Origin of the sequence: Cryobacterium inferilacus (assembly GCF_019599185.1) — a bacterium.
Taxonomy (GTDB): Bacteria; Actinomycetota; Actinomycetes; order Actinomycetales; family Microbacteriaceae; genus Cryobacterium; species Cryobacterium inferilacus.
The window spans coordinates 22,111-43,638 of record NZ_JAIEUL010000023.1 but is presented as its reverse complement, the minus strand read 5'-3'; the positions used below and the strand labels follow the sequence as shown (position 1 = coordinate 43,638).

The 21,528-nt window shown below is 65.8% G+C and carries 22 protein-coding genes and 1 pseudogene; 9 read left to right on the top strand and 14 right to left on the bottom strand.

The annotated features are described in order from the left end of the window. Window positions 1–310: 310 nt before the first annotated feature. Together K2F54_RS16580 and K2F54_RS16575 are read right to left on the bottom strand one after the other, a co-directional pair. On the bottom strand, window positions 311–964 hold the full coding sequence (locus K2F54_RS16580; RefSeq protein WP_220606965.1) for a hypothetical protein: 654 nt from the start codon (window positions 962–964) through the stop codon (window positions 311–313). A 459-nt stretch (window positions 965–1,423) separates the two neighbouring features. Beyond that, window positions 1,424–1,801, bottom strand: coding sequence for a DapH/DapD/GlmU-related protein (locus tag K2F54_RS16575; RefSeq protein ID WP_374107310.1), 378 nt, complete (start codon window positions 1,799–1,801; stop codon window positions 1,424–1,426). A gap of 574 nt (window positions 1,802–2,375) precedes the next feature. Here K2F54_RS16575 and K2F54_RS16570 point away from each other — a divergent pair. Next, window positions 2,376–2,705 (top strand): cupin domain-containing protein, encoded by a 330-nt coding sequence (locus K2F54_RS16570; RefSeq protein WP_220606964.1) that lies wholly within the window; start codon window positions 2,376–2,378, stop codon window positions 2,703–2,705. 62 nt (window positions 2,706–2,767) lie between these two features. Here the strand turns inward: K2F54_RS16570 and K2F54_RS16565 are convergent, their stop codons facing one another. Continuing rightward, window positions 2,768–3,034, bottom strand: coding sequence for a hypothetical protein (locus tag K2F54_RS16565; RefSeq protein WP_220606963.1), 267 nt, complete (start codon window positions 3,032–3,034; stop codon window positions 2,768–2,770). Window positions 3,035–3,475: 441 nt separating this feature from the next. Next, the gene (locus K2F54_RS16560) at window positions 3,476–4,213 is read right to left on the bottom strand and encodes a Crp/Fnr family transcriptional regulator (protein WP_255577222.1); all 738 of its coding nucleotides are present in this window, start codon (window positions 4,211–4,213) and stop codon (window positions 3,476–3,478) included. A gap of 481 nt (window positions 4,214–4,694) precedes the next feature. Here K2F54_RS16560 and K2F54_RS16555 point away from each other — a divergent pair, with 481 nt between their 5' ends. Then, window positions 4,695–4,901 (top strand): hypothetical protein, encoded by a 207-nt coding sequence (locus tag K2F54_RS16555; protein WP_220606961.1) that lies wholly within the window; start codon window positions 4,695–4,697, stop codon window positions 4,899–4,901. A 300-nt stretch (window positions 4,902–5,201) separates the two neighbouring features. Here the strand turns inward: K2F54_RS16555 and K2F54_RS16550 are convergent, their stop codons facing one another. From K2F54_RS16550 to pdhA, 6 genes are all read right to left on the bottom strand, one after another. Then, complete coding sequence (locus tag K2F54_RS16550) at window positions 5,202–6,203, bottom strand: SLAC1 family transporter (protein WP_220606960.1); 1,002 nt, start codon at window positions 6,201–6,203, stop codon at window positions 5,202–5,204. A gap of 360 nt (window positions 6,204–6,563) precedes the next feature. Next, window positions 6,564–7,118 carry a transferase gene (locus tag K2F54_RS16545; RefSeq protein WP_220606959.1) on the bottom strand — a complete coding sequence of 185 codons (555 nt, stop codon included), beginning with the start codon at window positions 7,116–7,118 and terminating at the stop codon, window positions 6,564–6,566. 90 nt (window positions 7,119–7,208) lie between these two features. Then, window positions 7,209–7,994 carry a (S)-acetoin forming diacetyl reductase gene (locus K2F54_RS16540; protein ID WP_255577221.1) on the bottom strand — a complete coding sequence of 262 codons (786 nt, stop codon included), beginning with the start codon at window positions 7,992–7,994 and terminating at the stop codon, window positions 7,209–7,211. A 56-nt stretch (window positions 7,995–8,050) separates the two neighbouring features. After that, window positions 8,051–9,340, bottom strand: coding sequence for a dihydrolipoamide acetyltransferase family protein (locus tag K2F54_RS16535; protein ID WP_220606958.1), 1,290 nt, complete (start codon window positions 9,338–9,340; stop codon window positions 8,051–8,053). Then, window positions 9,337–10,353 (bottom strand): alpha-ketoacid dehydrogenase subunit beta, encoded by a 1,017-nt coding sequence (locus tag K2F54_RS16530; protein WP_220606957.1) that lies wholly within the window; start codon window positions 10,351–10,353, stop codon window positions 9,337–9,339. Before K2F54_RS16530 ends, K2F54_RS16535 begins: the two co-directional genes overlap by 4 nt. After that, a complete protein-coding gene (gene pdhA / locus K2F54_RS16525) occupies window positions 10,350–11,486 on the bottom strand; it encodes a pyruvate dehydrogenase (acetyl-transferring) E1 component subunit alpha (protein WP_220606956.1) in 1,137 nt (378 codons plus the stop codon). Before pdhA ends, K2F54_RS16530 begins: the two co-directional genes overlap by 4 nt. 137 nt (window positions 11,487–11,623) lie before the next feature. Here pdhA and K2F54_RS16520 point away from each other — a divergent pair, with 137 nt between their 5' ends. The 4 genes from K2F54_RS16520 (at window position 11,624) to fdxA (ending at window position 14,398) form a co-directional block, all read left to right on the top strand. After that, on the top strand, window positions 11,624–12,238 hold the full coding sequence (locus tag K2F54_RS16520) for a TetR/AcrR family transcriptional regulator (protein ID WP_308287714.1): 615 nt from the start codon (window positions 11,624–11,626) through the stop codon (window positions 12,236–12,238). Window positions 12,239–12,241: 3 nt separating this feature from the next. Further along, window positions 12,242–12,628 carry a DUF488 domain-containing protein gene (locus tag K2F54_RS16515; protein WP_220606955.1) on the top strand — a complete coding sequence of 129 codons (387 nt, stop codon included), beginning with the start codon at window positions 12,242–12,244 and terminating at the stop codon, window positions 12,626–12,628. A gap of 67 nt (window positions 12,629–12,695) precedes the next feature. Further along, complete coding sequence (locus tag K2F54_RS16510) at window positions 12,696–14,036, top strand: aminotransferase class III-fold pyridoxal phosphate-dependent enzyme (protein ID WP_220606954.1); 1,341 nt, start codon at window positions 12,696–12,698, stop codon at window positions 14,034–14,036. Then, window positions 14,033–14,398, top strand: a complete 366-nt coding sequence (gene fdxA / locus K2F54_RS16505) for a ferredoxin (protein ID WP_220606953.1) — start codon at window positions 14,033–14,035, stop codon at window positions 14,396–14,398. The genes K2F54_RS16510 and fdxA overlap by 4 nt, the downstream gene beginning before the upstream one ends. On the opposite strand, the gene K2F54_RS16500 is transcribed toward fdxA, so the two are convergent. Further along, window positions 14,395–15,063, bottom strand: a complete 669-nt coding sequence (locus tag K2F54_RS16500) for a helix-turn-helix transcriptional regulator (RefSeq protein WP_220606952.1) — start codon at window positions 15,061–15,063, stop codon at window positions 14,395–14,397. The genes fdxA and K2F54_RS16500 overlap by 4 nt on opposite strands. Before the next feature lie 318 nt (window positions 15,064–15,381). Between K2F54_RS16500 and K2F54_RS16495 the strand changes: the two genes are divergently transcribed. The 3 genes and pseudogenes from K2F54_RS16495 to hemG all read left to right on the top strand — a co-directional run bounded on the left by K2F54_RS16495 (window position 15,382) and on the right by hemG (window position 18,067). Continuing rightward, complete coding sequence (locus K2F54_RS16495; RefSeq protein ID WP_220606951.1) at window positions 15,382–16,536, top strand: TIGR04053 family radical SAM/SPASM domain-containing protein; 1,155 nt, start codon at window positions 15,382–15,384, stop codon at window positions 16,534–16,536. 78 nt (window positions 16,537–16,614) lie between these two features. Next, window positions 16,615–17,100, top strand: a pseudogene (locus tag K2F54_RS19725) (FAD-dependent oxidoreductase); the annotation flags it as partial. 46 nt (window positions 17,101–17,146) lie between these two features. Beyond that, window positions 17,147–18,067: a protoporphyrinogen oxidase gene (gene hemG / locus K2F54_RS16485; protein WP_220606950.1), complete on the top strand. Its 921-nt coding sequence runs from the start codon at window positions 17,147–17,149 to the stop codon at window positions 18,065–18,067. Window positions 18,068–18,120: 53 nt separating this feature from the next. Here hemG and K2F54_RS16480 read toward each other — a convergent pair whose 3' ends face one another. Genes K2F54_RS16480 through K2F54_RS16470 form a run of 3 tightly spaced genes read right to left on the bottom strand, consistent with a single transcriptional unit; the run spans window position 18,121 to window position 21,498 of the window. Then, window positions 18,121–19,023, bottom strand: coding sequence for an NADP-dependent oxidoreductase (locus K2F54_RS16480; RefSeq protein WP_220606949.1), 903 nt, complete (start codon window positions 19,021–19,023; stop codon window positions 18,121–18,123). A gap of 52 nt (window positions 19,024–19,075) precedes the next feature. Then, the gene (locus K2F54_RS16475) at window positions 19,076–19,504 is read right to left on the bottom strand and encodes a cupin domain-containing protein (protein WP_220606948.1); all 429 of its coding nucleotides are present in this window, start codon (window positions 19,502–19,504) and stop codon (window positions 19,076–19,078) included. After that, window positions 19,501–21,498, bottom strand: a complete 1,998-nt coding sequence (locus K2F54_RS16470) for a heavy metal translocating P-type ATPase (RefSeq protein ID WP_220606947.1) — start codon at window positions 21,496–21,498, stop codon at window positions 19,501–19,503. Before K2F54_RS16470 ends, K2F54_RS16475 begins: the two co-directional genes overlap by 4 nt. Window positions 21,499–21,528 lie beyond the last annotated feature (30 nt).

Sequence of the window (21,528 nt, the reverse complement as noted above, 5' to 3'; positions counted from 1 at the left end):
GCAAAGACCATGATGCGACTTAAACTGCAGCCGCTGTCGAGGGGATGCTCCTCTGGTCTCTGCGGTGAGGCTCCCCCACCCCGAGGCAGACATTCATCGTCGGGATTCTAACGCCGTCCGGGTAAAGACTGGGCGGGCGCAGCTCCCCGGGTGATCGGGATGCCTTCCTTCGTAGTTCGGGATCTCGCCCCGACCGAACACTTGCCCACATTTGTTCGAGGTACGGCCGAACTCGATTTGGGGGCGCTCTTCGTGTTTCGCGTCATGTTGGGCGCCGTCTGCCAGCGCTGGCTCGAGCCATCGACGCGTTTCAGTCCCGGTTGATCTCCAGCCCTGGCCGGCGGGTGTACTTGTCCCGCAGGAAGGTGCCGTGGGCTTCGACCGACCGCAGGTCGGTCGAATACAGAGTCTTCTGGATGCGCAGGGCCTCCGCGTCGAGGATGCGCACCTGTTCGCCCAGTGCGTCCCAGGCCCGTATCTGCTCTGGCAACCAGGTTTTACGGAATTTGTGGCCCAGGAGGTTTCGATAGGCCTCCATCAGGCCGGGAATGTAGTCGGTGATCATCGCCTCGACGGTGAACCTGTCGTCGGTCGTCGTCATGAGCTGTGCCCATTTGGAGAGGATGTCATCGATCCTGGCGACGACCGCGGCCATCTCACTCGAAACGCGGCGACCGAGGTGTCCCCGCAGGGACGCGACCTGACGTCGATCCTTCGCCAGCTCTCTGTGCACGGCGACGCGGTACTTGTCGGTGCGCGGATCGCCCTCGATCGCGCGCACGGTGCGCCGCGACGACATGATCTCGAATCGGCTGGTGCGCGCCGTGCGACCGCCGACGATGTAGCCGCCGACCAGCAGGATCGACCAGCCGCCCCAGGGCCCGAACAGGGCGTCCCCCGCGACGGCCACGGCCCCAACGGCCGCAAGTCCGAGGGCCGAGAGGATCGTTCGAGTGCGAGACATGTCCGGTGCCAATCCTGGTGGGTGCGTGGCTGCGTCGTGTTTCCCTCATTCTCTCATCGCAGCCTGGGAACGGCGACGCAGGCCGCCCGACTGGTCAGACATCGATCGGATATGAAAGCTAAACAAGAAACCCCCGCTCTACCGGGGGTTTTTACTGCTGGGGTACCTGGACTCGAACCAAGAAACAAATCATAGGCGTCTCGGCCGTGCCACTCCCACAAAAAGGGCGGAATCCCGCGGATTTCCGCGGTTTTGACGCGTCTAGTGTACGCGCTGGCACGGACGCGTACGGGCTGATTGACACACAAACGTCTCGTCGGGCGTGCCACGCAACCAAAATGTTATGAGGCGCTGGTCACATCAGTAGCCAACCTAGACCACCGTTCCTAGGGCCATAGGCAAGGAGAGCCGATTAGTGCCGTCGTCGCATTCTCAGCCTCAAAGGTCGCATGCGGAGCGTCAGTCTTCAGCGAGGGTGCGCACCGCTCGAGCCGGCGAGCCCACAACGACGGTATCGGCAGCGACATCCTTGGTTACAACAGAGGCTGCGGCAATGACGGAGTTGTCTCCGACAGTGACACCCGGCAGCACGATCGCATTCGAGCCGATCCATACGTTCCGACCTATGACGATAGGTGCCGGGTGCATGTCAACGCGTCGGCTCGGGCGAAGATCGTGATTCAACGTCGCTAACACAACGTTATGCCCGATGAGGCTTCCGTCGCCGATCGTGATGCCGCCCTGGTCTTGAAACTTGCAGCCTGAGTTTATGAATAGCCCTTTGCCCAGGGCGATGTTCTTTCCGAAGTCGGAGTAAAACGGTGGGAATATCGTCACCGACTCATCGACCGTTGGCGGCGACAAGTTGCTGGCTGAGCTGGTGGCTGCCGAGCTTGCCACAGCGTTCGCGATCGCGGCGCCGGGAGATAATGCCTGATGTCAGCCATTGGGCATACACTGTTTCCATGAGCACTCACGTCGAGGTATCCCCTGGCGGAATCGGCTTCGTACGAACGTCCGCACGGAAGTCAATTCCTGGTGAGCCTCCTACCGCCCAGACGGCCCGTCGCCGCACCTGGCTATCCGGTCGTTCCGATTCCAAGCGAAGCGCCAGCAGTGCCGCGCCGACAACGAGTCAGTCGGCTTGGAACGCTGAAGCCCAGTAAAACTTCCCGCTCCAGCTGTTGCCACATCGCTGTAGTCGGTGGTTTGTTTGATTTCGTTTGCCGTCGTTGGGGCCACTGTCGCACTGTCCATAGCCGACCATCGCCTGAAGTGGCCCCGCTTGCACAGGGCACCGAGCTAATTCCGGTGGCGGGCCGGGACCCTAACGAGATGTAGCGACCAGCCACCGATCGACGGCTGCAGACTGCGACCGTCGTATCCGCCGTGAGGGCCCTACGCTGTTCGCATGCAGAAAATCTCTATCGAAGCCCTCGCGCGCCAGCAGCTGCAGGCCGCGAGCAGCGCGTCCAGTGGTCGAGCGGCCGACACCGTGTTCGGCGGGCACGAAAAGGTCCTGCGCCAGACCGTGATCGCGATGACGGCGGGCACAGTTCTCAGCGAGCACGATAACCCGGGCGATGCCACGGTCTACGTCATTCGTGGACGGGTGCGGATGCTGGTGGGCGACGACTCCTGGCAGGCGCGGACCGGCGACCTGCTAATTGTGCCCAACGCCCGTCACAGCCTCGAAGCCGAAGAAGACGCAGCAGTGCTCCTCACCGTCGCAAAACGGTAAGGAGCACTGGCTGGCGCTGGCAACGGGGGGTTCATGATCTTGCCGGCGCCCCTTACTGACGGTTACTGCTGGTTCCAGGCGTCTCCCTTCTTCTCCTCGTAGCCGGCGACTGCCGTCTCAAGCCCGACGAGCACCGCAGCGGTGGTCTCGAACAGGGCTTTGAACGCGGGGTCGTCGACCTTCTGTACGTCGTCGCGCAGATGCTGCGCAAGCTGGGTCAGTCGCGTGCGGACCTGCATGGTGTGCCGTGTCGGGTCGGTTTCGGCCAGTGTCTTCGGGTCAGTGGTGTTGCGGTCAGTGATCTTCGGATCGATCGTCAGGTCGGTCATGTTGTGCCTCCAGTGTCGTGGCGCCGTGGTGGTGCCGGTACAGACCAGGCCACCCGCGGTGGCCCGGAAATTTTGTGGGCGTGGTGTCCGGTATTTACTAGCCCGCGTGGCCGTCTTCTACAGTGGCGATGGCATCTGCGGCGCGGTCGAGCGGATACAGCGCAGTGACGTGCGGGTCGACCAGGCCATACTCGATGACACCGGTGACCTCCTTGTCTTTTCGATGAGTCGAATCCCGTTTTTCGGGGTATTTACGACGTTACGACGCACCGTTCATATCGACCATGACGCGGGTCAATTAGCCGCAGTTTGGCCCGCACGCAGGGGTTTACCGTTAACTGACCCGCATCAGCGGCATGGTGCCGCGGCACCCATACCGTGGAGTCATAACCCACAAGAGGGGGGAACCAATCATGACCAGTCACGGCCTTACTGCTGTGCCTATCCCTCGGCTCCTGCGACCGCAACGAGGGCCGCGCGGTCGAGAATCGACGTCCAACGACGACCGGAATCGATCACGCCGTCGTCGCGCAGCTTGCTCATCACGCGCGAGACTGATTCTGGCGTCGACCCGGTCATGTCGGCGAGGTCGGAGCGGGTCAGCGGAAGTTGGATCAGGATGCCATAGCTACTCGCACCCGGCTGACCAAACCGGTCACCGAGACGCACGAGGGTGCGTGCCACGCGCTGGGCAACGGTCGCTGCCGCGTGACTGCTCGTTGCGGAGCGGGCGCTGGCAAGTGATGCCGCCAGAGTGTCAAGCACTCGCAGGCCGATCTGTGGATATTCGAGCAGCAGCTGGCGAAAGAGGTCGGTGTCCATCCGCAGGGCGCAGGTCGTGACGAGCGCCTCGACGGTTTCGGCGTACACGGGCTGCGCGGCGTCGGGCAACCCGGTGCTGGGCTGCGTGGTGCTGGGACGTGCTCCCCCGCCGATGGCGCCGAAGAAGTCTCCGGGTGCCAGCACGTCGACGATCGTGTCCTGCCCACCGCGCGTCGACTGAAATGATTTCACCTGGCCCGCTGCTACGACGTAGAAGTGCTCGGCCGTATCTCCCGCCCCGTAAAGGCGGTCACCTTCGGCCCACGACAGCGACACCATCCGCTGGTCGATGCCGTCGAGCTCGTCTTCCGTCAACCCGGCGAACAGTGACAGTTGCGCAAGGATCTTCATGCGCATGTGACGCGGACACGTATGCGGCCTGGCGCAGGTACTGCGCAGCGGAATCTGACGACGACTTTGCGGCGAATGAGCGAGTGACTCGTCCACGGGTGATGCGGATTCCGGATGCTGCACTACAGTCATGCCGCCCCCGGTCTGTTTCGCCTGTCTCCCAACGGTAGCTGACCGCGCGGCGCCGGTCTCGGGCCGAAGGTCCCGCGGTACTCAGATGCTTCCGCCGCCTCCACCGTCTCCATGCCGCCTGCTCCGCCGCCGAAGCCCCAGCCGCCGAGTCCTCCCCCGCCATCGGCGTCACCTCTCGCTCCACCGCCACGGCCGAGCGGCCAATACCCGAGTTTGGAGAATCTCCAGGAGTGGAGTTGTTGTCACGAGAGATGTCGCTCACCACGATTGCTCAACTGGCGAGGGGTGCGCGTCTTCTGATGGCCGAAAATGCGTGCGAGCGCTAAGCTCAGCGCAAATCGAGGAGGGGCATCTGATGAATTTTCTCCGCTCTCCGTGGATAAGCCCCGCGCTCATCCTGATGGGTTTCGCGGGGATGTTCACCTTCGATAGCAGCGGGTTCGCCTGGTTCTGGGACGGTCAGCCGCAGGGCGCGTTCATACTGATCGTTTCATCCGCGGTCATGTGGGTCATGGCACTTCGAGATTTCGGCAAGCGAAGCGACCCACGACAGCAGTCGTAGCGACCTTCGCAGCGGGATGATTCTTCGCTCGAGCACTCGACCAAAAGAATCCCGCTTAAGGCTCGGTGTCTCTGAGACCCAGGCACCGTGTGTCTGCTCATAGCAGACCGATCAATACAGGAGGTGTCTCAGAACCGATGGGTTACAGGACGCTGACTACCGTTCTGAGCCACCGCCTGCAAACAGGTAGATGCGCCAAGTAGAGGTCAAGAAACGCCGCCACATACCTACGAAAGTCACGTGCCGCGGTGGCGGCAGTCATCAACGCCCTTCAGTAAGGTCTCGAGTAGCGGTTTCGGCTCAGAGCCGCATCGCTGCCGGCGCGACACCGGGCGCGTCGGTTCTGATGAGGGCGGCGAGCAAGACGACGGATCGCACGGCGATACTCCCGATCAACAGGGTGACCAGCGCGATGGCGAGCCACGCCCACACCGCGTGTCCGGGGCCGCCCCACAGAGCAAGCCAGTGCACCGTGTAAGTTCCGCTGGATGCGGCGGTGAACGTGAACGCCCAGAACCCCAGGGTGAAGGGCAGCCGCCAGTACGCGCCCAGCATCATCAATTGCACCAGAATCAACACGACGAAGGTGCCCAACAGCATCGTCTGCATCAGATCGATGAGTCCGCCGTTCACCGCGAACCAGGCGTTGCCGGCGACGGCCGGCGGTGCGGAGAAGATCGCGAACGTCGGCAGGAGGGCGCCGGCCGGAGCCGGGCGGAACGCCATCCGCGCCAGGATGAGCGTGCCGAGCACCAGCCAGAAGAGGATGCCCACTGCGATGGCGGCCTCGCCCAAGAGGGTCCAACCGAAGCTACCTGCACTCTGCCCGACGATGAAGGCCGCCGCGACGGTGGGCAACAGATACCCGGCGTGGACGGCGTCGATGCTTCGCTCGAGCAGCGCCAACTGGGCGAGGAACCAAGCGCCGTAGAGGAGCCCAATGGTCATGAACACTCCTGTTGCGATGCGGCCAGCAATTGGGAACTCCTGCGCGTAGTGGGTACAGATGAGCATCGCCGACGTCGGGGCGAGCGACGCGAACGCCCCCTGCACCGGGTCAAGCAGGTCCTCGCGGATGCTGCCCCCACGGTTGTGAGATCGCCAAAGGTAGTTCGCGACCACGGCGATCCATGCCGCTGCCGCGAGCACCCAGAGCACCTCGGCTACGATCTGCGGCGCGAGCGAGGTGGCGGCGGCCATGGTCCAGGTGCCGGCCAGGCCGGAGAGCCCGAACGGAATGCCGAGGCTGCTGAGCGGGGCCCGGCCGGTGTCGCGAACGGCCTGCCGCGGGGCGGATCTCATGCGCATGTCTCCTCGCGGGCGGACCAGGAGTGTGGGCGGCTCGCCCATCACATCGTCATGGATCCCACTCAAGCCCACGGTACGCGGGGTAAGCCGGGACCTTGGTCACAAGACGGCGACGGGGGCGCGCCTGACGTCAAATCAGTGCCTACCCTCTCGGAATCGCACTCCTTCATGACGACCGCTCATCACGCCGACAATATTTTGAACGAGCGACCGGCTGGAGAGAGGACCACATCTGGGGCAGAATCTCGCGGATTTCCAAGGTGTGCCCGGATCGAGTGCACGCGCTAGCACGGACAGGTGCGGGCTTATTTTGGTCACGAAGCGAGCTATCTGGTGGGAGCCCGCCAGCCACGACTAGGGGGACGGGAACGTCTGCGTTGCTGGTTCCTCCCCGTGCGGCAACCCTCTGGTGGGGGCACCGTCGCCGCGGGTGGGACCAGCGGTCGAGACGGCGGTGTGCGCCATCCGCGCCCTGGCGCGTCTCCACCCGGCGCCGTAACGTCCGGTCGCCATCGATGGGTTTCCCTGCGTGAGGCCGCGGCCGGCCGGCCGCGCACTGACGTCACTGAAATCCGGAACCTGAATTTCATGATCGATCACGGCGCCGTCGGCGATGAACGCCGCCCGGCCGATGTTCGTATTGCTGGCCAGACGTGCCTCGTTACCGACGATCGCATCGGAGCCCACATGCACATTCGCCCCGACGAAGACCCGCGCCCCGATGATTGCGCCGTGGTCGATCCAGCTGCCCTGGCCGATCCACGATTCAGGCCCGATCTGGGCATCACTTTCCACATACGTGGTGCTCGACACGTAGGCACTGGGGTTGACCTTGGCGCTCGGTGAAACCAGACCGCGCCCATTCGCGTGGCGCTGGTATTTCGTGACTCGGCCATTCTCCAGTTCCACCTCTACGCTCATTCTTGCCATGTGCGACCTCCCGGCTGTTCGATTGGTTGTGAAACCCCGTTCTTGCGCGGGGTCGAGGTTCTTACCCGACTAGTTGAAGACCATTCCGCCGTCGACCAGGATCGACTGCCCGGTGACGTAGTCAGAGTCCGGCCCGGCCAGGAACGAGACAACGCCCGCGACGTCGGCCACCTCGGCTAGGCGGTCCAGGGCGATGCCCTTCGTGAACTGCTCCCATCCCCACGCTTCGGGCTTGTCATTGTCGGCGGCCAACTTCTTCGCCAGGTTCTCCATCAGGGGTGTCCTCACGATGCCCGGGGCGAAGGAGTTCACCGTGATGCCCAGCGGGGCCAGGTCGCGAGCGGCGGTCTGGGACAGACCGCGAATCGCGAACTTTGTCGACGAGTAAAGGGCCAGGCCGGGGTTGCCGATGTGACCGGCCTGGGATGCGGCGCTGATGATCTTGCCCCCGTGACCGAGCTCCGTGAACGCCTTCGTGGCGGCCTGGATGCCCCAGACCACGCTGTTGTAGTTGATGGAGAAGATCTTCGAGATGCTCTCTTCGGTGATCTCGGCGAGAGGAGAGGTCGGGGCGATGCCGGCGTTGTTGACGATGACATCGAAGCCGCCGAGGTCCGTCACGGTCTGTGCGACGGCGGCGAAGACGCTGTCTCTGTCGGCAACGTTCATGTGCACCGCAATTGCCCCGCCGGCCTGGCCGCCCAGCGAGGTGGCGACGGCGCGGGCGGTCTCGAGGTTGAGGTCGGCGATAGCGACCTTGAAGCCGTCCGCGTGGAGTCGCTCAGCGATTCCCTGCCCGATTCCTTGTCCGCCACCGGTGATGAGTGCAACTTTGCCGTTTTCTGTGCGTGCCATGATGGTCCGCCCTGCCTTCTGTATTTGTGTGTCGATTGAGTGAGCTGATGGCCGAGTCAGGCCAGAATGGTCCACGGATTCTCGATCAAGCGGGTGAGGGTCTGCAGGAATTGCGCGGCCAATGCCCCGTCGATGATGCGGTGGTCCGCGGAGAGAGTGTAACGCATCCGGTGCCGGGGCAGGATCTCGTCCCCCACCACGACGGCCTCGCGGGACATACCGCCGACGGCAAGGATCGCGCCTTCAGGCGGGTTGATGATGGCGGTGAACTGGTCGACACCGAACATGCCGAGGTTGCTGATTGTGAAGGTGCCGCCCGACATCTGGGCCGGTGTGAGCTTCTTGGCATTGGCCAACCCCACCAGGGTCTTGGCCTCGGCACCGAGCTGGCTCACGGTCTTCTGGTCGGCATCCTCGATCACCGGAACCACCAGGCCGACGGCCCCGGCAACGGCCACACCCACGTTGATGCGGTGGTGCACGAGCATCTCGCCGCTCGCGTCATCGATGTACGAGGCGTTCACCAGCGGATGCTCCCGCAGCGCCAACGCGCTCGCCCGAATGAGCAGGTCGTTGACACTGACTTTCGGGCGACCGGCGTCCACCAGCTGAGCGTTGAGGTCGGTGCGGAGGAGCACGAGGTTCTCGGCATCCGCCGTCGCGGTCACGTAGAAGTGTGGAATGGTGCTGGCGCTTTCACCGAGCCGGCGCGCGATGATGCGTCGCATGCTGCTGAGCGCTACCGCCTCCGAGCCACGCTTCTCGTCCCCAGCGGCGATGGCGAAGGTCCCTGCGTCACTGGGCTCCGATCCCGGGGCCGCGAGACGGGCCGGGTCAACGATGGTTTCCGGCTCCTGAGCGATCAGGCTGTCGGTGTCGGCACGGATGATCCGCCCGCCGGGCCCGGTGCCGTGTACCTGGCTCAGGTCGAGGTGGTGCTCCCTGGCGAGCTTCCGCACGAGCGGGGAGGCGAACAGGCGGGCACCGTCTTCGGTGGCAGAAATGGCCGGTGCCGCAGCATCCGTCGCCGGGGCGGGTTCGGCTGCGGGTGCCACGACAATCGGCACCTCGGCAAGAGGAGTCACGGCCGGCTCGGGAACAACGGTGTCCTTGCCGTCATCCAACAGTGCGATGGGGGCGCCGATCAGAACTTGCTCCCCCTCGGGCACCAACTGCTTCGACAGGGTGCCGGCGTCATAGGCCTCGTATTCCATGGTGGCCTTGTCGGTCTCGATCTCCACGAGAACGTCGCCGACCTCTACTCTGTCGCCGGGCTGCTTGTGCCAGACGGCGATGGCGCCTTCGGTCATCGTGTCGGACAGACGCGGCATAGTGATTTCGATCATGACTTTTCACCCATCGGGTAGCGGCGGCGGCCGACGGCGTCGAGTGTCTGCCGGATGGCGTGGATAACGTCGTCCGTAGACGGCAACGCGGCAGTCTCCAGTGGTTTTGAGTACGGCATCGGCACCTCGGCCATGGCCACGCGGCGAACCGGTGCGTCCAGGTAATCGAAGGCGCCGTCGGAGATCGTCGCGGCGATTTCAGCGCCGATCCCGTAGGTGAGCCAGTCGTCCTCGATGATGACGGCGGCGTGGGTCTTCTTGACGGACTCCACGATGGTCTCGCGGTCGAGGGGGCGCAGGCTCCGCAGGTCGATGACCTCGATATCCAGCCAGTCGGACTCGGCGAGCTGCTCGGCGACCTGGGCGGCGACGTAGGCCATTCTTGAGTAGCCGATCAGGGTGATGTCGCTGCCGCGTCGGGTGACGGCGGCCTTGCCGATTTCGGCCGGGATATCGTCGTCGGGTACCTCGCCCTTGGTGTTGTAGAGCGACAGGTTCTCCAGGAACAGCACCGGGTCGTCGTCGCGGATTGCCGCGAGCATCATGGACTTGGCGTCTGCCGGGGTGCTGGGAGCCAGGACCTTCATGCCGGGTACGAAGGCGTAAAACAGTTCGATGTTCTGCGAGTGCGTGGCGCCGAGCTGTTGGCCGCCGCCGCCGGGCGTTCGAATGACCAGAGGTACCCGCGCCTGACCGCCGAACATTCCGTAGATCTTGGCGGCGTGGTTCACGATCTGGTCGAGCGCGAGCAGGCTGAAGTTGATGGTCATGATCTCCACGACCGGGCGAAGCCCCAGCATCGCGGCACCGATGGCGGCTCCCGTGAAGCCCTCCTCGGCGATCGCGGTGTCGCGCACCCGCTTCTCGCCGAATTCGTCGAGCATGCCTGCGGTGATCTTGTAGGCGCCGTCGAACAGGCCGATCTCCTCGCCCATCAAAAAAACGTCGGGATCGCGGTGCATTTCGGAGCGCAGCGTGTCGTGCAGCGCCTGCCGGTAGGTCATGATGCTCATCGGGTGGCCTCCTGCTCGGGGAATGGTGCCGGCTCGAAGAGGGGCTGTCCAGGCAACCGGTGCGAGTCGTTGGCCACGGGTGTGGCGTAGGTGTAGTCGAACAGCGTCGACACGTCCGGGAACGGGCTCGCTTCGGCGAAGACCGCGGCCGCGGTGGCCCGGCTGACGGCGTCGTCGTTGATGGCGGTGATCTCGTGCTCGGTGAGCAGGCCGGTGTCGACCAGATGGGCGGCGAAGGTGACTAGCGGGTCGCGCTCCTGGGTCAGCGCGATCTCCTCTGCGCCCCGGTACTTGCCGGGGTCGACCACGGAGTGCCCGCGGAGTCGTTCGGTCATCACCTCGAGCAGGAACGGCTTGCCGCTACGTGCAGTGGCCGCGGCGCGCTGGGCGGCCTCGAACACGGCGACGGGGTCGAGCCCGTCTACCCGTTCGGCCGCCATGCGGTAGGAGGATGCGCGCTTGTACAGTTCGGGCTCGGCCGAGGACTTGTCGACCGTTGTGGCCATCCCCAGCCGGTTGTTGATGACGACGTAGACGATCGGAAGGTCCCAGAGCGCCGCGATGTTGAGCGATTCGTGGAAGGCACCGATGTTGGTGGTGCCATCACCCATGGTGCACATGACGATCTCGTCCACCCCGCGGTAGTCGATGGCGAGGGCCGCGCCGGTAGCCAGCGGAATCTGGCCGCCGACGATGCCATACCCGCCGAGCATCCGCTTCTCGAGGTCGAACATGTGCATCGAGCCGCCCCACCCTTTGGAGACGCCATCCGAGCGGCCGAAGAGCTCGGCCATCACCCGGTTGGGGTCGATGCCCCGTGTCAGCGCATAGCCGTGTTCGCGGTAGTTGGTGAAGAGGTAGTCGGTGGGCCGCAGAGCCGCCATCAGGCCGACCACGGCGGCTTCTTCGCCCAGGTTGAGGTGGCAGTATCCGCCGATCAGCGCCTGGGTGTAAGCCCGGGCGGCGCGCTCTTCGAACCGGCGGATGAACACCATCTGACGATAGAAATCTGTGGAGCGCTTCTCGGCCGCCGTGTCAGTGGAAGCGAGGTGCTCCGCTGCGACGGCGAGGGTGTTGGTCTGATGGGCACCAGGCTTGGGGGGCGCCACGGTAGTTCGCTGTCCGGTAGACATGGCGAAACTCCCTTCTCGGCCTTTGTGAGGTCGCTGTTGAGGAGTCGAATCAAGTTAATGACACGATGTCGTATCATTCTATAACGACGAGTACCGTGGATGTACAGCGTTTCTTGACAATCCGAAAGGCACCCCCCGTGGAACCCGCGCAGCCAGAACTGCCCGAACGAAAACTCGGCCGTCCCACCGAGGCCGGTCGCATCGAGCGGCGGGAGCAGATCCTCGACGCCGCCCTGTCGAACTTCCTCAAACACGGCTTCGGCAACACCACGGTTGACCAGATCGCCGCAGACGCCCGGGTCACCAAGCGCACGATCTACAGCTACTTCGGCAACAAGGACGCCGTCTTCACCGAGATGCAACGGCGACTTGCCGAGACCGTCAGTGGCGACACCCAGCACCCGGACACCCTCGAATCTTTGGCCGCCCGCATCGTTTTTCGCCTGCATTCGGACCAGATGATCGGGCTGCACAGGCTCGTGATCGCCGAGTCGTTGCGCTTTCCCGATTTGGCTCGCACGCTCTACGACAACGGCGACATGCGCCACGTCGCCCGGCTCGCCGAGCACATTGACGCCGAACGCGGATGGGGCGCCAGCGACCGTGCCGAGGTGCTCTACTCGCTACTGCTGGGCGAGGACTACCGCCGGCGGCTGCTCGGACTGCTCGATCCGATCACCGCGGACGCCGCAGCGGACTACGCACAATCTGCGCTGACCCACCTGGGCCTGACTGACGTGCGATCGAGATAGGCCATGACCTTCCGGATCAAACGCATCTACGACGACGTGGCCGACGACGACGGCTACAGGGTGCTGGTGGACAGGCTCTGGCCGCGCGGCGTCGCGAAGGAGCGGGCGCACCTGGATGCCTGGCTCAAGGAGATCGCCCCATCGCCGGCTCTTCGGACCTGGTGGAAGCACGATCCGGATCGACTGGACGAATTCGCCATGCGCTATCGTGCCGAACTCGACGGCGACCGGGCAACAATGCAGGCCGTGATCGAGCTGCGGGAGCTGGCTGCGCAGGCCGGAGGGCCCACCACCCTGCTCTTTGGAGCCAAGGATCCGCAGGTTAGTCACGCCCGGATCCTGGCCGACTACCTCGGCGAGGTTCGAGACTCACAGCGCGCACACAAATAAATAAAGATTTTCCGTTTTATTCGTGAATCCCGGGCGTGGGAGCGAATCCCGGTCGTAGGGTGGCGTCATGACGTACAGCGTTCCGCAACACCGCAACCTTCTCACCGCCCTGCCTGGACCTCGGTCCCTCGCTCTGCATAAACGCCGAACCGAGAGCGTATCCGCCGGTGCCGGCACCCTTGCCGCCATCTACATGGATCACGGATCAGGCGCGATCCTGGTTGACGTCGATGGCAACCAACTCATCGACCTGGGCTCGGGCATCGGCGTCACCTCCTTCGGCCACGCGCTGCCCGAGGTGACCGCGGCGGCGGCTGCCCAGGCCGCCAAGCTCACCCACACGCTCTTCACCGTCACCCCGTATGAGAACTACGTCCGGGTGGCCGAGAAACTTAACGCGATCACCCCCGGCGACTTCGAAAAACGCACGATTCTGGTGAACACCGGCGCCGAAGCCGTGGAGAATGCCGTGAAGATCGCGCGCAAGTTCACCGGTCGCCGCGCGATCGTTGTGCTCGATCACGCCTTCCACGGCCGCACCAACCTCACCATGGCGATGACCTACCGGCCCTGGCCGGAACGTGCCGGAATGGGCCCCTTCCCCGGCGAGATCTACAGCGCTCCGGTGAGCTTTCCCTACCGCGACGGCCTCTCCGGAGCCGAAGCCGCCGAGCGCACCATCGACTACATTGTCACCCACATCGGAGCGAGCGAGGTAGCCGCGTTCGTCGTCGAGCCGATCCAGGGTGACGGCGGCATCAACATCCCCGCCCCCGGCTATTTCCAGCGGCTCAGCGAATTCTGCACCGAGAACGGCATCGTCTTCGTCGCCGACGAGATCCAGGCCGGCCTCGGCCGCAGCGGCGCCTGGTTCTCGATCGAGCACCACGGTGTCGTGCCCGACCTCGTCACCACGGCCAAGGCCCTCGCCGGAGGCCTGCCGCTCGCGGCGGTCACCGGTCGGGCCGAGATCATGAACTCGGTGCAGCCCGGCGGTATCGGTGGCACCTTCGGCGGCAACCCGGTCTCCACCGCAGCGGCTCTGGCTGTGTTCGACCTGATCGAACGCGACGACCTGATCCAACGCGCCCGGCAGGTCGAACAGATGCTGTGGGACCGCATCGGCCACTGGCCCAGCCGCTACAACGTAGTCGGCGAGGTGCGCGGCCAGGGTGCCATGTTCGGCGTCGAGCTCGTCGTTCCCGGCAGCGTGACCCCTAACCCGACCGCACTACGGGCGATCATCGACCATGCCAGCAGCAACGGTGTCATAGTGTTGGACGCCGGATCGTGGGACTCGGTGCTGCGCCTCCTGCCTTCGGTGGTTATCAGCGCCGAACTCATCGATGACGCCGCCACGGTGATCGAGGAATCCCTGGCCGCCCTGTCGACGGTGGTGACCGAATGACCTATGTGATCGGCTCCCCCTGCATCGACGTGAAGGACCGTGCCTGCGTAGATGAATGCCCCGTCGACTGCATCTACGAGGGTGACCGCACGCTCTACATCCATCCGGATGAGTGCATCGATTGCGGTGCCTGCGAACCAGTCTGCCCCGTCGAGGCCATCTACTACGAAGCCGACCTGCCCGATGAGGAGCAACCGTTCCTCGCCGACAACGAGAAGTTCTTCGCCGAGACACTTGAGGGGCGGGACACCCCAGTGGGAGCGCCGGGCGGCGCCGCGAAGATCCCCGTCATCGGCGTGGATACCAGATTCGTCAAGACACACCCCGCCGCCGCACCCACACCGGCGAACCCCGGGACTTAGCGCACCGCCCGGTGGCGGCTCGCCGGATGCGCGTTGGCCGGCCTGGTGGCACCGGAATCCGTGCGGCCGATGTCGAGGGTGCAGGTGTTCGGTGCCACAAAAGCGTGCAGTGCGTCGGCACTGAGTGGGCCGTCGGTCTGCTCGAGGATTCCCTTGAGCAGGCCGAAGTGCACCCGGCAGACCTCCGGATGCGCCTTGGCCATGTCACTGTATGGGCACTCGTGCAGGTGCACGTGCTGCCCGTCGGCATCCAGTTTCGCGTCGAAACCGGTCTGGTCGAGGTGGTCCTCGAGGGTATCGAGCTGCCGCTGCAGCGCGGGATCGAGGGCAGCCTCGATCGGGAGCAGATTCCGTAGCTGATCACCGCGCCGTTCGGCGGCCAGCGCCTTCATTTCACGCACGCAGCCGTCCCGGTTATCGGCGCCGGCCGCCGCACTGTAGAGAATGCGAGGGCGCCCTTTGGCATCCTTGTGTTCGGACTGCCAGGTGACAAAACCGTCTCCGATCAGTCGTTGCAAGTGCTCCCTGATGGCGCTTCCACCGAGTCCGGCGGCCTCAGCCAGGTCGAGCACCGTCATCGCGCCGCGTTGTTGCAGGTGGAAGAGCAGGGTGATCCTGCTGAATGACGCGAGGGTTCGGTACCCGGGTGATTGGTGTTGCGACATTGGAACGCACTCATCTCGAACTATAGAAGGGGTCGAGCCTGGATCGAGTCGGTCAGCGCAGCATACGCTGCCGGTATGTACGGGGCCACCCGGGGCGACCAGTCCACCCGCGAATCTCGCCTGTGCCAGGGGTATCCGGTCACCGTCTGGTTAAACACGGAACTTGACTCGCACATTGAAAGGATGATCCTGCTAGAAATTACGGAGATCACATTGATCCCGAGTCCACGCTGAGCGGAATCCCCGAAGCAGCTCGAGACCACAGGCACGACCTACCGGTGAGTTCCGGGGCTCCGATGCCTGAGCGAGGAACTCTGCATGACCGATTCACCCCGCAAACGCCCCGTGCGCCTGCTTCATCACGACACCGCCGAGCGGCCCTTCATCGTCATCTGGGAGGTCACCCGCGCGTGCCAGCTGGTCTGCACTCACTGTCGGGCCGATGCGATCCGCAGCCGCAACCCCCTCGAGCTCAGCACCGAGCAGGGCAAGGCACTGCTCGATGACCTTGCCGCCTTCGGCACACCCCGCCCGCTGGTCGTGCTCACCGGAGGCGACCCCTTCGAACGCCCCGACCTGCCCGAACTCGTCGCCCACGGCACCGCTCTCGGCCTGAGCATGGCCCTCTCCCCCTCTGTCACTCCGAAGCTCACCCGCGAGGTGCTCGTCGACCTGCACGATGCCGGCGCGAAAGCCATCTCGCTGTCGTTGGACGGCGCGACCGCAAGCACCCACGACACCTTCCGCGGCGTAGCCGGGGTCTATGACGACACCATGATCGCCGCCGGTCTAGTACGCGAGGTGGGATACCGCCTCCAGATCAACACCACCGTGACCGCCGACAACGTACACGAGTTACCGGCCATTCTGAAGACCGTGCTCGAGCTCGGCACCACACTCTGGAGCATCTTCTTCCTGGTACCGACCGGGCGCGGCACGTTGCTGAATGCTCTCAGCGCCGAGCAGGAGGAAGAAGTACTGCACTGGATGCACGACGTCTCCGAGCTCGTTGCGATCAAAGCAACCGAGGCACCGCACTACCGTCGCATCGCGATCCAACGCGCGGCCGTGACGGATGTCGAAGCGGCGTTCCCGGTCGGGCCGCTGCGAGCCTCCCTGCGGGCTGAAACCGCCACCCAGCTGACCGGCGAGGAGCCGAAACGCCGCGTGGCCAGGGCCCCGATCGACGTGAATTCCGGTCGCGGTTTCGCCTTTGTGGACCACGTCGGCATGGTCTACCCGAGCGGATTCCTGCCGATCGCGGTCGGCTGCGTGCGCGACCAGCCGTTCGCGGACATCTACCGTGGGGCCGACCTTCTGCAGGACCTGCGCTCCCCCGACAACTTCGGGGGTCGGTGCGGGCGTTGCGAGTTCCGGGCGGTCTGCGGTGGGTCGCGGTCGCACGCGTATGCGGTCACGGGCGATCCACTCGCCGCCGATCCCAGCTGCATGTACGAACCCGCCCACGCGTGAGCCCGCAGTCACCCGCGGCTCGGGCCCCGACGCCCGGCGGCCGGACCGCACCCGCCCACCCGCCATCACACAAAGGAAATCCAGTGCCAGAACAGTCCCGGCCCGCCGACCACCGTCGCCATCGTCGGTGCCGGCATCAGCGGCCTCGCCACCGCCTACTTTCTGCACCGTCGCCTCGGCGCTGAGGTAGAGATCACCGTGCTCGAGGAAACCGATCGGCTGGGCGGCAAGATCGTGACCCGCACCCTCGCGGGGCATCCGTTGGACACCGGCCCTGACTCGCTGATGGTGCGCGCGCCCGTGGTGAAGGCCCTGGTCGATGACCTGGGCCTCGCCCACACCGTGGTGGGGCCAAACGGCGGCGGGGCCCGCATCTGGAGCCGAGATCGGCTGCGCCAGCTGCCGGACGGCACCATGTTCGGTGTGCCAGGCGCGTTGCTGCCGCTGCTTCGATCCCGGTTGCTCTCCCCGTTGGGCCTGGCCAGAGCGGCACTTGATCTGGTGCTGCCCCGCCCCCGCACGAGCACGGTCGACCCGTCCGTGGGCGAGCTCGTGCGCAGCCGGATGGGCGCGCAGGTCTTCAACCGCTTGGTGGAACCGCTCCTCGGCGGTGTGCACGCCGGCCGCCGACACCCTCAGCGCCCAGAGCACCGCACCCGACATCGCCGCCATGGCCCGCAGCCACCGCAGCCTGTTCCTCGGCGTGCGGCGTCGACCGGCCCGCCCGGCCGCCGCCGGCCCGATGATGGTGACCCTGAGCTCAGGCCTCGGCGGGCTGATCGACGGGCTCGCCGCCCACCTGCCGGATGCCACGGTGCACCGGGGCGCCGCCGTTACCCAGGTCACCCCCGCGCTCACCGCCCCGGGAGCCGCCCCCGGTACGGGCTATCGTGTGCAGCGCGCCGAGGGAGCGGCCATCGAGGCCGACGTCGTCGTGCTCACCACCCCGGCATTCGTGTCGGCCGACCTGGTGGCCCCGGTCGCTCCCCGACTCGGCACCCTGCTCGGTGCCATCGAGTACGCCAGTGTGGCCACGGTCTGCCTGGCCTACCCCCGGTCAGCCCTGCCGACGGACCTGGCCGGAACCGGGTTCCTGGTGCCGCCGGAGGAAGGGCGGCTGATCGTGGGCTGCACGTGGTCCAGCCTGAAGTGGCCGCACCTGGCCGACGACGACGTGGTGCTGCTGCGCTGCATGGTCGGGCGGCGGGGTGACAACCGCTGGCTCACCATGACCGAAGCGGCCCTGGTGCGCCGGGTGCGGGAGGAGCTGGAGGAGGCGATGGGCCTGGCCGGCAAACCGCTCGAGCAGTTTGTGCAGCCCTGGCCACAGGGGATGCCGCAGTACCTGGTGGGCCACCAGGCCCGGCTCGACGCCATGTCGGCGGAACTCGCCCAGCTGCCCGGCCTGTTCCTCACCGGGTCCGCCTTTCGGGGGGTGGGGCTGGCCAGTTGCATCGCCGACGCCGACCGCACCGCTGAGGCCATTGTCACCGCCCGCAGCGCCCGCACCAAAGCTCAGGCTCTGCTCTAGCCGATCGCGCTCCGCCACCACGACCGGGCCCCACCGGGCCCGGTCGGGTGGGATCAGTCGACGTCAATGACGATCAGGCCGCCGGCGTGACCGCCCTCGACAACGGCGATCGCCTCATCGAGGCGATCGAGCGGATACTGTGCGGTGAGGTGCGGCGTGACCAGGCCGTATTCGATCACTCCGGTGATCTTCGCCAGGGCATCATCGCTGCGTTCCAGGGCGGCGCCGCCGAGTTCGACGGCGGTCGGCGCATCCGCGGCGGAGATAATGCCGGCTGGGTCGGTGGCGAGTTGCGCGCCGATGCGGAGCGTGTCGCCACCGACCAAGTCGAGGACGAGGTCCACGCCGTCGGGAGCTGCATGGCGCAGGCGGGTGAGCAGATCATCGCCATCGGAAACGAGGGTGGCACCGGTGGCTTCGACGACGTCGCGGCTGGCCTCGGGCCCGGTGCCGAGGACGGTGAACTCGTGCACCTGGCCGATCTGGGCGGCCATCAGGCCGACTCCACCGTCGATGCCGAGGATCAACATGGTCTGGCCCGCCTGGAGGTCGATCTGGTGGGTGCCGTCGTAGGCGGCGACGCCGGCCACGGGGATTGTCGCGGCCGTTCCGAACGAGATCTCCCTGGGCTTGGCCACCGCGTCGATGGCTCGCACGATAGTGTTCGGCGCGAAGCCGCCGTGGCCCGCCGCAACCCGGCCCAGGATCGCCTCTCCGACCGCGAAGCCGTCCACACCCTCACCCAGGGCAGTGACGATGCCGGCCACCTCACGCCCCAGCCAGTCCGGTCCCTGCGGGTCCTGGCCGGCGGATGCCGTCGTCCAGTTCAGGGGGTTCAGCACCGAGGCTCGCACCCGCACGCCCAACTCCCCCGGGCCCGGCGCGGGAACCGGGGTGTCGCTCTGCTCCAGAAACCGGGCGGGGGCTGGGCTGGTGGTGTCGTACGTGGTGGACATGGGATTCCTTTGATCGTGCAGTGGGTGTATCGAGGGGTTCGAGCGGTACGGGTCAGTCGAAGGGCGGCTGGTCCAGACCGGCCGCCTCCGCGGTCTCGGCCTCGGCCTTGGTGGCATGCACCGCGTCGCGAGCATGCTCGGGCGGGCTATAGATCGTGTACAGCGTGAGCGGCTGGTCCCCGGTGTTACGGAAGTTGTGCCTGGTTCCGGCCGGCACGGCGCACTGGTCCCCGCCCTCGATCGGATGGGTGTGGCCGGCCAGGTCGGCTTCCCCGACGCCGCTGATGAAGGTGAGCACCTGGTCGGTGTGCTCGTGCACCTCGGCGCCGATGTCGCCGCCGACCGGGATGCTCATGAGCACAATCTGGGAGTGTGTACCCGTCCAGAGCACCCGGCGGAAGTCCGAGTTCTCGCCGGCCAGCCGAGCGATAGTGAAGTGTTCGACCTGAGCGCCGTGAGCGGCGTCGGATTCGGTGGTCATGGTGTTCCTCCTGTGGTTGTTGTGGTGGTGGCTGCCCGGTCAGGGCGGATGGTGGCGGGGGTGAGGCCTCGATCTGTCGATCGGGTCGCCGGCGGTGTTGTGGTGTTGGTGTGGGGTGCCGAGCTGACGCCGCCGTGGCGGCGTAGCAGGCGCATGGCGTTGACGATCACGATCAGCACGGATGCTTCGTGCACGAGCATGCCGATCGACATCGTCACTCCGCCCAGCAGAACGCCGAGCAGGAGCAGGGTGACGGTGATCAGTGCGATGGCGATGTTCTGTCGCATATTGTTCACCGTGCGCCGGGCGAGCGATATGGCCTCGGGGAGCTTGAGCAGGTTGTCACCCATCAGGGCGATGTCGGCGGTCTCCACCGCGACGGCCGAGCCGGCGGCTCCCATGGCGACCCCGATGTTGGCGGTGGCGAGGGCGGGGGCGTCGTTCACGCCGTCACCGACCATGGCCACGACGTAGCCCTCGGCCTGCAGGGCAACGACGACGTCGAGCTTGTCCTCTGGCAGCAGTGACGCACGCACCTCGTCCACACCGGTCACGGCCGCGACGGCGTTCGCCACCAGCGGGGCATCGCCGGTGAGCATGACGACGCGCTTCACCCCGGCGGCATGCAGGTCTGACACCATCTGCGCGGCGTCGGCACGCACCTCATCCGCCACCCCGATGACACCGGCGACGGTGTCGTCGAGCACGACGATCATGGGTGTGCGGCCAGCCTCGGCCAGCGCGGTGGCCGCGAGGGTGGCGGCATACGCGTCGATGATCGGGTACTGCACCAGCAACGCCGGGTTTCCGATCAGCACACGGTGTCCCCGTGTGGTGACCACGATGCCCTTGCCGGGGACCGGTTCGGTTGCCTCCGGCAGGCCCGCGACGTCGAGGCTTTCGCTTCGGGCGGCATCCAATATCGCCCGAGACAGCGGATGCTCGGAGCCGGCTTCGGCGCGCCCGGCCCAGCCGAGCACATCGCTGCGGGTGAGGTCGGGGTTGAGCACGACCACGTCGGTGACCCGCGGGCGCCCGATCGTGAGGGTGCCGGTCTTGTCCACGGCGACCGCGGTGATCTTCGCCGAGGTCTCGAGGAACTCGCCGCCCTTGATCAGGATGCCGTCCTTCGCGGCGCGGCCGATGCCGGCGACGATGGAGACGGGGATCGAGATGACGAGCGCTCCGGGGCAGCCGATGACCAGAAGCGTCAGCGCCAGGACGATGTCCTGGGTAAATAGGCCGACGACAATCGCGAGCACCAGAATGGCGGGGGTGTACCAGGCCGAGAACCGGTCCATGAACACCTGGGTCTTGGCCTTGGTGTCCTGCGCGTCTTCGACCCGGTGGATGATCCTGGCCAGGGTGGTGTCGGCGCCCACACCGGTGGCGCGCACCTGCAGGAACCCGCTGCGAGCGACGGTGCCGGCGAACACGCGGTCGCCGGTGACCTTCTCCACCGGCATGGACTCGCCGGTGATGGACGCTTCGTCGAGGGCGCCGGCGCCGCCGATCACTTCGCCGTCGACGGGGACCTTGGCACCGTTCTTGATCAGCACAGTCTCACCGAGGATCACGGCGGTGGCGGCCACCTCGACCTGCTCACCATCGCGCAGGGTGATGGCGACGTCGGGAGCGACCGCGACGAGTTCGGCCAGCGCGGACCGGGTCTTGTTCAGCGTCGCGGTCTCGAGGGCGTGCCCGATGGCGAACAGGAACGTCACCGCGGCCGCTTCCCAGTACTGACCGATGACGACCGCGCCGATGGCGGCGACGGCGACCAAGAGGTCGATTCCGATGACCCTCGCCCACAGCGCCCGTGCCGCGGTGATCACGATGTGGGCGCCGGCGACGACGGCCGCGGCCACCATCAGGATGTTTCCGAGGAGGTCGATGGTGCCGAGCTGGAGGATCACCAACGCGGCGATGATCAGCGCTCCGGAGGCGGCGGGGATTGCCCACCGGTTATTCATCCAGCTATGGATGGTTGTCATGGCGTGTGCCTTTCTGAGTGGAGTGGTGCT